The organism is Nostoc sp. CHAB 5715 (genome assembly GCF_020829685.1).
Taxonomy (GTDB): domain Bacteria; phylum Cyanobacteriota; class Cyanobacteriia; order Cyanobacteriales; family Nostocaceae; genus Nostoc.
On the sequence record NZ_JAIVFR010000236.1, the window covers coordinates 1 to 8,417 of the forward strand.

Annotated in this window: 8 protein-coding genes and 1 pseudogene; 3 read left to right on the forward strand and 6 right to left on the reverse strand. The window is 44.4% G+C overall.

Translation table 11 applies throughout. The features are described 5' to 3' along the window. Positions 1-118: 118 nt before the first annotated feature. The 3 genes and pseudogenes from LC574_RS14825 to LC574_RS38495 form a co-directional block, all read right to left on the reverse strand. Positions 119-262, reverse strand: a pseudogene (locus LC574_RS14825) (AI-2E family transporter); the annotation flags it as partial. 743 nt (positions 263-1,005) lie between these two features. After that, complete coding sequence (locus tag LC574_RS14830; protein ID WP_229454231.1) at positions 1,006-1,443, reverse strand: NUDIX hydrolase; 438 nt, start codon at positions 1,441-1,443, stop codon at positions 1,006-1,008. A 21-nt stretch (positions 1,444-1,464) separates the two neighbouring features. Further along, positions 1,465-2,055, reverse strand: coding sequence for a hypothetical protein (locus LC574_RS38495; RefSeq protein WP_306422119.1), 591 nt, complete (start codon positions 2,053-2,055; stop codon positions 1,465-1,467). 242 nt (positions 2,056-2,297) lie between these two features. On the opposite strand from LC574_RS38495, the gene folD reads away from it, so the two are divergent. The 3 genes from folD (at position 2,298) to LC574_RS14850 (ending at position 5,004) form a co-directional block, all read left to right on the forward strand. Beyond that, positions 2,298-3,176, forward strand: coding sequence for a bifunctional methylenetetrahydrofolate dehydrogenase/methenyltetrahydrofolate cyclohydrolase FolD (folD, locus tag LC574_RS14840; protein ID WP_229454232.1), 879 nt, complete (start codon positions 2,298-2,300; stop codon positions 3,174-3,176). Between the two features lie 169 nt (positions 3,177-3,345). Then, positions 3,346-4,278: a geranylgeranyl diphosphate synthase CrtE gene (gene crtE, locus LC574_RS14845; protein ID WP_229454233.1), complete on the forward strand. Its 933-nt coding sequence runs from the start codon at positions 3,346-3,348 to the stop codon at positions 4,276-4,278. A gap of 270 nt (positions 4,279-4,548) precedes the next feature. Then, positions 4,549-5,004, forward strand: a complete 456-nt coding sequence (locus LC574_RS14850; RefSeq protein ID WP_229454234.1) for a divergent PAP2 family protein — start codon at positions 4,549-4,551, stop codon at positions 5,002-5,004. Positions 5,005-5,097: 93 nt separating this feature from the next. Here the strand turns inward: LC574_RS14850 and LC574_RS14855 are convergent, their stop codons facing one another. The 3 genes from LC574_RS14855 to LC574_RS14865 form a co-directional block, all read right to left on the reverse strand. Continuing rightward, positions 5,098-5,418, reverse strand: a complete 321-nt coding sequence (locus tag LC574_RS14855) for a DUF2103 domain-containing protein (protein WP_229454235.1) — start codon at positions 5,416-5,418, stop codon at positions 5,098-5,100. 5 nt (positions 5,419-5,423) lie between these two features. Further along, positions 5,424-5,750, reverse strand: a complete 327-nt coding sequence (clpS, locus tag LC574_RS14860) for an ATP-dependent Clp protease adapter ClpS (protein WP_306422120.1) — start codon at positions 5,748-5,750, stop codon at positions 5,424-5,426. 235 nt (positions 5,751-5,985) lie between these two features. Then, positions 5,986-8,040: an FAD-dependent oxidoreductase gene (locus tag LC574_RS14865; protein ID WP_229454236.1), complete on the reverse strand. Its 2,055-nt coding sequence runs from the start codon at positions 8,038-8,040 to the stop codon at positions 5,986-5,988. Between the last annotated feature and the right edge of the window lie 377 nt (positions 8,041-8,417).

The window sequence follows — 8,417 nt, forward strand, 5'->3', positions numbered from 1 at the left end:
CAAGAATTAGCAACGAAATCGAAACGCTCCGCACGACAGGAAATAGATCATGCGATCGCAGTAATGAACACCTGGGAGAAAACCAAGGGTGGTTGGACGAACCTGATGCAGCGCTATCAGCAAGCAGGATGGCGGCGGCGATAATGCTAACCAAGGGTTGAAAATACTGTACAACCTGAAGCAATAGCCAGCCATTGAGAATAATAATGGGAAATGCCAATCCTATAGTTAACCATCGCGGTAGTTTATTTGCTGATTGCATTAGCGATCGCTCCACAAGAGTTCTAACTCTATTTTGGCTTCGATTTTGATTCATGAAAAAGCATATAACCATTTAGGAGATCATGCTGCAATTGCAATATACGCAAGCAGGCATAAACTAGTACAGGTCGGCGGAAATACAGCAACCATTTAAAATCCCTAAAAACCCCATCCCTTAAAAATTCAAAATTCAAAAATAATCTCGTAGTTTTTGCGATTGCTTCGTCGTTCCTCCTCGCAATGACAGAGGCTGACAAAGCGCTCCAACAGCTTAGAGCTAGACGACGAAACCAAGTGTGAGGTGTAATTTTCAGACTTGTGTATACACGGTAGCCTTGGTAAGGGGAGGGGTTCCGACGACTTAATTGGTAATTGAGTAGGCTTAATAAGCTAAACCACATCTAATTTGCATATCTAAAATTTATATAACTCTTGTGGGGTGGGGCGATTTGCCCGCCCTAATTATGCAATTTCAATGTGGAACAGCTTATAACGTCATTGCCAAGTTTTACGTTAAGTTGACACCTATAAGCATTGCTGTGCCCCTACAGCATGGTCTATTGACGATCGCAGGATAATTAAGAAAAGCCTGAAAACTTCCGGGAGCATCGTTAATGCACATCACAATGAATTTGTACAGTGCGTAAGTCCTAAATACTTTTGACTTTTGAACGCGTGACACTTCGACTCCGCTCAGTGTTAACTTTTGACTTCCCCAAAGGGGCTGACTTTTGCCTTGCGGCACTAGGTTTGTTGGTATGTCTGAATGAAATCCAACATAATTTTTTGATGCACATTCCCCAAAGGTCGCACTTCACCAGCGTTTTGCGAATAACAGTTACCTTGGTAAATATTTTCTGGGGTCAATAACCCCATATCCCAGCCTTCATTCAAAACCAGTTGATTTAATTCCACCAAGAGTGGTGCATGAAAGACATGACGAACAACTCTTTCGTCAAGATAACAGCCAAATTCAACAAAGGGTGGTAAGATATAACCGATTTCTTCTAAAATTTCTCGCTTCACTGCTACCTCTGGCGTTTCCCCAGGTTCGATATGACCGCCAAATAGCGCCCAGTAACCAGGGTAGAGAATACTGGGGATGTTGTCTCGCAGTTGCATAAGAAACTTGTTTTTTTGATAGAGAATTGCGATCGCTACATGTATCGGTTGATTGTTCATTATGTTATTTTTAATTGCTAATTATTCTTCTAGATAAACTTCCCCCAATTCTTTACCAGCTAAAGGGATACTTCGGTAGCGAACTTTACCCTTAATCACCACTTGTGCCTCCTCAGCCAGATTCTTTTGATTGGTGACAACCCAAATTTTGCCAGTTGAGTCACTAATTTGATAAGCCCACTGCTTCATCAAAGGAGCTTTCTTTTCCACCTTACCTTGGATGTAAACTATAGCTTTATTGTCTTGTTCTGGTTTAATTTCTCGAATTGGGGTGACATTAGTACCAATTTTAAAATTAGTCCTATTCAAGCTAGACGAGGTTAAACTACCACAACTACAAAGTCCCACTACCAATAAAAAAATCAACCCCAGGCGGTAGGGAATAATACTGTGTCCGTACAATAGACCTCTTGCATAAATCAAAAATAAGAACCCCACCCCGCCAAAGCTACGCTTTGTCTCCCCTCCCCTTGCTAAGGGGAGGGGTTGGGGGTGGGGTATTGGGGACTTTTGCAAGAAGTCTAAGAACGAAAGGGGTAAATTTCTCGTTTGTTGCATGAAAGCCACCGATTGAGCAAATTTTTGCTTCACTGCTTGTGTCGCCAGTTTCATCAGGTCTGTTCCCATCTATACTATTATCTGCACTTTCAGAAACACACTCTTAACTGAGCAAAAAATGTTCTGAATTTCATCCTTAATTCTTTATTCTTCAGATAACGCCATTGATCTGAGAAAATAAAGATTATGAATTCACTGTGAGAAAAACGCTACGACACCAATTAAAAGGCAGGGGGCAGGGGGAAAGACTTGTTGCAAATATTTTGACAAAAGGCGAATTATAGCTGGGAATTCTCATGGAAACAAAAACTGCCAAACTCCTTGATGGTAAAACAATAGCTGCAAAAATTCAGCAAGAACTTTCTGTTGCCATTACACAATTACAACCAAAAATTGGGCGATCGCCTGGTTTAGCAGTGCTGATGGTTGGCGATAATCCAGCCTCAGCAGCTTATGTTCGTAATAAAGAAAAAGCTTGCGCTAAAGTTGGTATTGCCTCTTATGGTAAGCATTTTCCCGCCCAAACTACCTTTGAGGAGTTAGAACAGGTCATAGCTGAACTAAACCACGATGAACGGGTGGATGGAATTCTTGTGCAGCTGCCCTTACCTAAGCACTTGGATGCCGTGGCTCTGCTACATCAAATTGATCCCGATAAAGATGCTGATGGACTGCACCCAGTTAACTTGGGGCGACTAGTCCGGGGAGAAACAGGTTTACGCAGCTGCACCCCGGCTGGTGTGATGCGGCTTTTAGAAGAGTATGAGATTCCTTTGCAGGGAAAACAGGCAGTAGTGGTGGGACGCAGTATTTTGGTGGGTAAACCAATGGCATTGATGCTACTAGAAGCTGATGCTACAGTCACGATCGCTCACTCGCGATCGCATGATCTCAAAAGCATCACTCAAAATGCTGATATTCTAATTGCAGCAGTAGGTCGTCCCGGACTAATCACTGCTGACATGGTAAAACCAGGCGCTGTTGTGGTAGATGTGGGAATGAATCGCGTCACCGATGCTAGTGGCAAAAGCCGTTTAATTGGCGATGTCCACTTTGAATCAACAGCTGCTGTAGCAGAATTTATCACCCCTGTTCCTGGTGGTGTTGGCCCTATGACTGTCGCCATATTGTTGCAAAATACATTTGCCAGCTATTCCAAGGCGGCAAGAAAGTGAGGAGTGAGAAGTGATGAGTTAAAAGTTAAGAGTTATTAATCCTAATTCCTGTAGAGACGCGATTAATCGCGTCTCTACTCCTAATTCCTAATTCTTCATTTTTTCAGCACCACAGCACCTTAAAATTGTGACGTATAGGACAAAAATCCCAAAATGTAGGAATTAAAGAATGGTAGCAACTGATAACGTTCAAAAGACACCACCAGAGGAAGCCACGTTTAACTTAGCAGCTTATCTCAAAGAGCGCCAAAAGCTTTGTGATACTGCTTTAGATCAGGCTATCCCGATCATTTATCCAGAAAAGATTTATGAGGCGATGCGCTACTCGTTATTAGCTGGAGGCAAGCGTGTACGCCCTATTCTTTGCCTTGCTACCTGTGAAATGATCGGTGGAACCATTGAAATGGCCATGCCGACGGCTTGTGCTGTGGAGATGATCCACACAATGTCGTTGATTCATGACGACCTGCCAGCGATGGATAATGACGATTACCGTCGTGGGAAACTGACAAATCATAAAGTCTATGGCGAAGATGTGGCGATTTTGGCTGGGGATGGCTTGTTGGCTCTCGCTTTTGAGTTTGTTGCCATTCAAACCCCCCAAAGTGTTAACAGAGAGCTAGTCTTGCAGGTTATTGCCCGTCTTGGTCGGGCGCTGGGGGCAGCTGGTTTGGTCGGCGGTCAAGTTGTCGATTTAGAGTCGGAAGGTAAATCAGATATTTCCCTAGAAACGCTAAATTTCATTCATCAACACAAAACGGCCGCTCTTTTGGAAGCTTGCGTAGTTTGTGGCGGGATCATAGCTGGGGCATCACTTGAAGATGTGCAGCGACTGACCCGTTATGCTCAAAATATTGGGCTAGCATTCCAAATCATTGATGATATTTTGGATATCACTTCTACCCAAGAGCAATTAGGCAAAACTGCGGGTAAAGACCAAAAAGCCCAGAAAGTGACCTATCCTAGCCTTTGGGGACTTGAAGAATCTCGCTCAAAAGCCCAAGAGTTAGTTAAAGCAGCTTGTGCGGAATTAGAACCATTTGGAGAGAGAGCCAAATCACTCCAAGCGATCGCTCATTTTATCATCAGCCGCAATAACTAGCAACGCTTTGGGTAATTCGTAATTCGTAAGCGTTTTATTAATTTGGAGTGGGTGGTTGATTCACGCCATGCTATACTACACCGTCTAGCGAAATTCAAAATTCACTCATATCAAAATCCAAAAAGCTTATTAAGTAAGCTTTTGGGTGAATTTGAATAGTTGGTCTGTTTCCACCGTGATGTACTAGGTTAATTTTGGATTTTGGGTTGAATCTAAATGTTTCCTCAACCAACAACTGCTGCTAATATCTACTAACCTAACCAAAATACCATGCAGGACATAGGCAACATTTTAGACAACCGGGTGCTGTTGGTTGCTCTGATAGCTTGTTTAATTGCTCAAGCCCTAAAGCTCGTAATCGAGATCGTCAAAAATCGCAAACTGAATGTACGTGTTTTAGTGACAACCGGAGGTATGCCCAGCGCCCATTCAGCTTTAGTTACAGCTCTAGCCGCCGGTGTAGGGCAAACACTCGGTTGGGCATCTCCTGATTTTGCCGTTGCGATGATTTTTGCCATCATCGTCATGTATGATGCAGCCGGAGTTCGCCAAGCGGCTGGTAAGCAAGCTCGTATCCTCAATCAAATGATTGATGAATTATTTCATGAAAAACCAGACTTTAGCCAAGACCGTCTGAAGGAATTACTCGGACATACACCAGTTCAGGTAATAGCTGGGTCGGCTTTGGGCATAACCATCTATTGGTTAGCTAGGTCTGCTTATTAGTCAATAGTCTACAGTCTACAGTCTACAGTTTATTAACGAATGACTAATGACCAATGACTAATGACTAATGACCAATGACTAATGACAAAATTATCATTTCATAGCGATCGCTAATGCCGTTTCCAATTCTGACTGCGGCAAAGGGGTTAAAATAAAGACCTCTTGTACCGTCTTCCCCTGCCGTGCAATTACTTTATAGCCGCCGCGAATCGGTACTGACACGCGCAATTGCATTTTCGGACAATGGCCTTTTGCTTGCCCAATCACTCCCGGTGTCACAGTTTGGATGTTATCCTGCTGACAAAGACGTTCTAAAATGGGGATAAGACCAGAAAGGTGGGTCGAGTGATTCCAAACCAATCTGCCAGCTTTTTGCGAAGCCGCTCGGAGAGAATCTGCGGTGGGTTTGCCCATGATAATTAAGCTGCTTCTAGAGGTGCCATTGTCAAACCTGCTCGGTGCAGCTGCTGGTGATAGAGTTCCGCAGGTTCTTGGGGCCCGACCCAGACGATCGCTTGACCTTCATAGTGTACCTGATTAGTTAGATCCCATGCGCGATCGCCACTCATCCCTGGAATATATTTCATCAAACATTCAGCCACATGTTGAAATGTATTAAAATCATCATTTAATACGATCACTTTATAATTCGGATAAGTCTGACGGGTAACTTGATTAGACCGTTCAGGAGCTATAGTTGGTGCTGTGGCCATCCCGTAAACATCTGCTGAAAGTGTCATAACCATAGAACAATTGGTCAAGAGGATTTTACAAAACTACACTACAAACAACTAGTTTAGTCGATTGTCTGGGGAGTGGGGAATGGGGAGTGGGGAGTGCTGAGTGCGGAGTTAGGAGTTAGGAGTTAGGAGTTAGGAGTTAGGTATTCTGTATTGGAAAGAATTCAGTCCCAATGCCCAATGCCCAATGCCCAATGCCCAATGCCCAATGCCCCATGCCCCATGCCCAATGCCCAATGCCCTACCTCCAATTATCCCAGTTTTCGTTAAAAATGGATGTATCGGGGAAGGCTGTGGGGTTACCATTTTGTTGCAAAAGCCGTTTGAGTGCTTCCAGTTGTGGCTCTTGTTTGGGTAAATCATCGACTAGTTGGTAGGGTGCGATCGCATTTTTGATGGCAAAACTAGCAACAGTTCCCGCAGCTGCGCCAGATGACCATTCAAAGGAATGGACTCGATAGGCAGCAGCAGCAATATGACTAGTAGCAATGCTTTTGCCTCCTACCAGCAAATTATCAATTTTCTGGGGAATCATTGCCCTCAATGCAATTTGGAAGGGATAAGCAAGACCAGCACCACGCCTTTCACCTGGACGTTCTGTATTACCAGGGGCTTCTGGGGGACTATTCACCATACAAGGATGGAAATCTATAGCGTAGTGACCAATACCCACAGCGTCGGGGAAGATGGTAGAACGAGTCCGTCGCATTGCTTTTTCTGGTGAGACTTTACCTTCAATTACTGATACTGCTTCCAAACCTGCAAGTGCTGCTCGTAGTCTCCGATACATATCTGTTGGCAGAGTCTGGGAGTAATACTGATCATTGTAATCTCGGCGAGAAATATCAATTTCCCAAATACCAAAGCCACCAGGTTGTCCCCAACTAGGGCGGCCAATGATGCGCCGTCCTTCGCGCATATAAGGATATTTTGATAAGCCATGCACTGTCCCCATCGGAGAATTTAACCCGGAAACAAAGCGGTTATTGCTTTGCTGCTGCTTTACAGCCTCCCCTAGTTGGGAATCTGTAGTCCCAGCTACCAACCAATAATAAAATGAGAGGGCATTTTCTTCAGCTTTGCGGAGGGTTTCTGTTCGCAGTCCTCCCATCCAGCCCCCTGATTTTAACTGCCCAGTCCCTTGTAACTGTTGGCGACTATAAACTAAGTTATCCTTGGCTGTTCCGGGGCGGTAGTCGTTACCCCAAGTCCAGTTTTGCATAGAGATGTCCCCTGGTGTAGCAGCAGTAAAACTTACACCGCCGAATTTTGCTGGTTTGCCTTTGTTTGGACTCCAAATGCGACGATAGGTGAAAACTAAGTCAAAGTTAGCCAGTCGCTTTAATTCATAGCTAAAATATGGTGCGTATTCTAAATAAAATGGGGGCATCGTTTGCGGTTGCGGTTCCTTAGTTGCCTCCATTGCAAAGGTGTAGGTAAATCCTTGAGGGCAATAAGGATCGTTGTTGGTACTGGAAGCAGAAGGTTCTAGGTAAGAACGGGCATCAATACCCAATCGATAGGGGACATCAGCAAGTGCAATAATTTCTCCAGTTTCGCTCGCGTCTACGACGTACCATTTAGGAGCATCCCCTTTATCTGCCTTGGGGAGGAAACGGAGAATAGTTTTGGTAAATCGAGATGAGTTTTCGTAGCTATAAGAATCTTCAATACTTTGAGATAAAGTAAAACTATTGAGGGGTGGTGCGCCTTTTGGTGGTTGATGTTGAATAGCGATCGCACTATTAATTATTTTGCCATCAGCAGCGATTTCCAAGTCTTTAATTACCGTGTTAGGAAACCATTGCAACTTCCCTTTGCCCTGCTTCTCGGCATCTTTGAGCATCTGAACCAAAATGGTGTGAGCATCGCGGGGAAGAAAGCAGGAGTCACTTACCCAACAGTCACCGGGGTTAAGTTCACCGTATTTGCGCTTAATCCGGTTTCGTAATTCTAGGTAGCCGCGAGAATAGAATTTGAGAGCACGCTGAGTTGGACGTTCATCTAACGCAGATGTGCCTTGAGCAGAAATTTGTCCTCCCAGCCAGTCAGTAATTTCCGTGAGGCAAACCGTTCGTCCTGCTAGTAAAGCCTCGTAAGCTGTGGCGACACCAGAAAGTCCACCACCCACAACTAAAATCTCGCAATTAAGACTTTTATCTGGGGTTCTCGGTACTGTGGCGTTCGCCTTTGGCGTTGGCGCAGCCATCGCACCATCAAATGCAACTAAACTAGATATTAAGTTGAGACTGATCAGCGATGTCAAACTATAAGCTACTTTGTGTCTGCCCTTCATGGTTAAAGAAACCCCTTCAACTTCTGTTCCATTTTGTAGACGGTAGCATCTAGCAAATGTTTAACTCAAGCAATTCTTCACAAGATAAGGGAGCATCCCTGTTTTTATTTAGCTAGCAAAGATTAATCCTTGTGGGGTGGGCCGAAATGCCTGCCCTAATTATGCAAGTTCAATGTGGAACAGCTTATCTTCAAGGCAGAAGCTGCTACAGACTGCGCGAAACACTTAAACGTGAAAGCGGAAGTTGCTACTGTTAAGGCAGAAGCTGCTACAGACTACGCGAAACACTGAAACGTGAAGGCGGAAGTTGCTGCAAGGAAGGCGGAAGCTGCTACAGGCTGCGCGAAAGTTGTTATAGGGAAGATAAACAGAGAAAT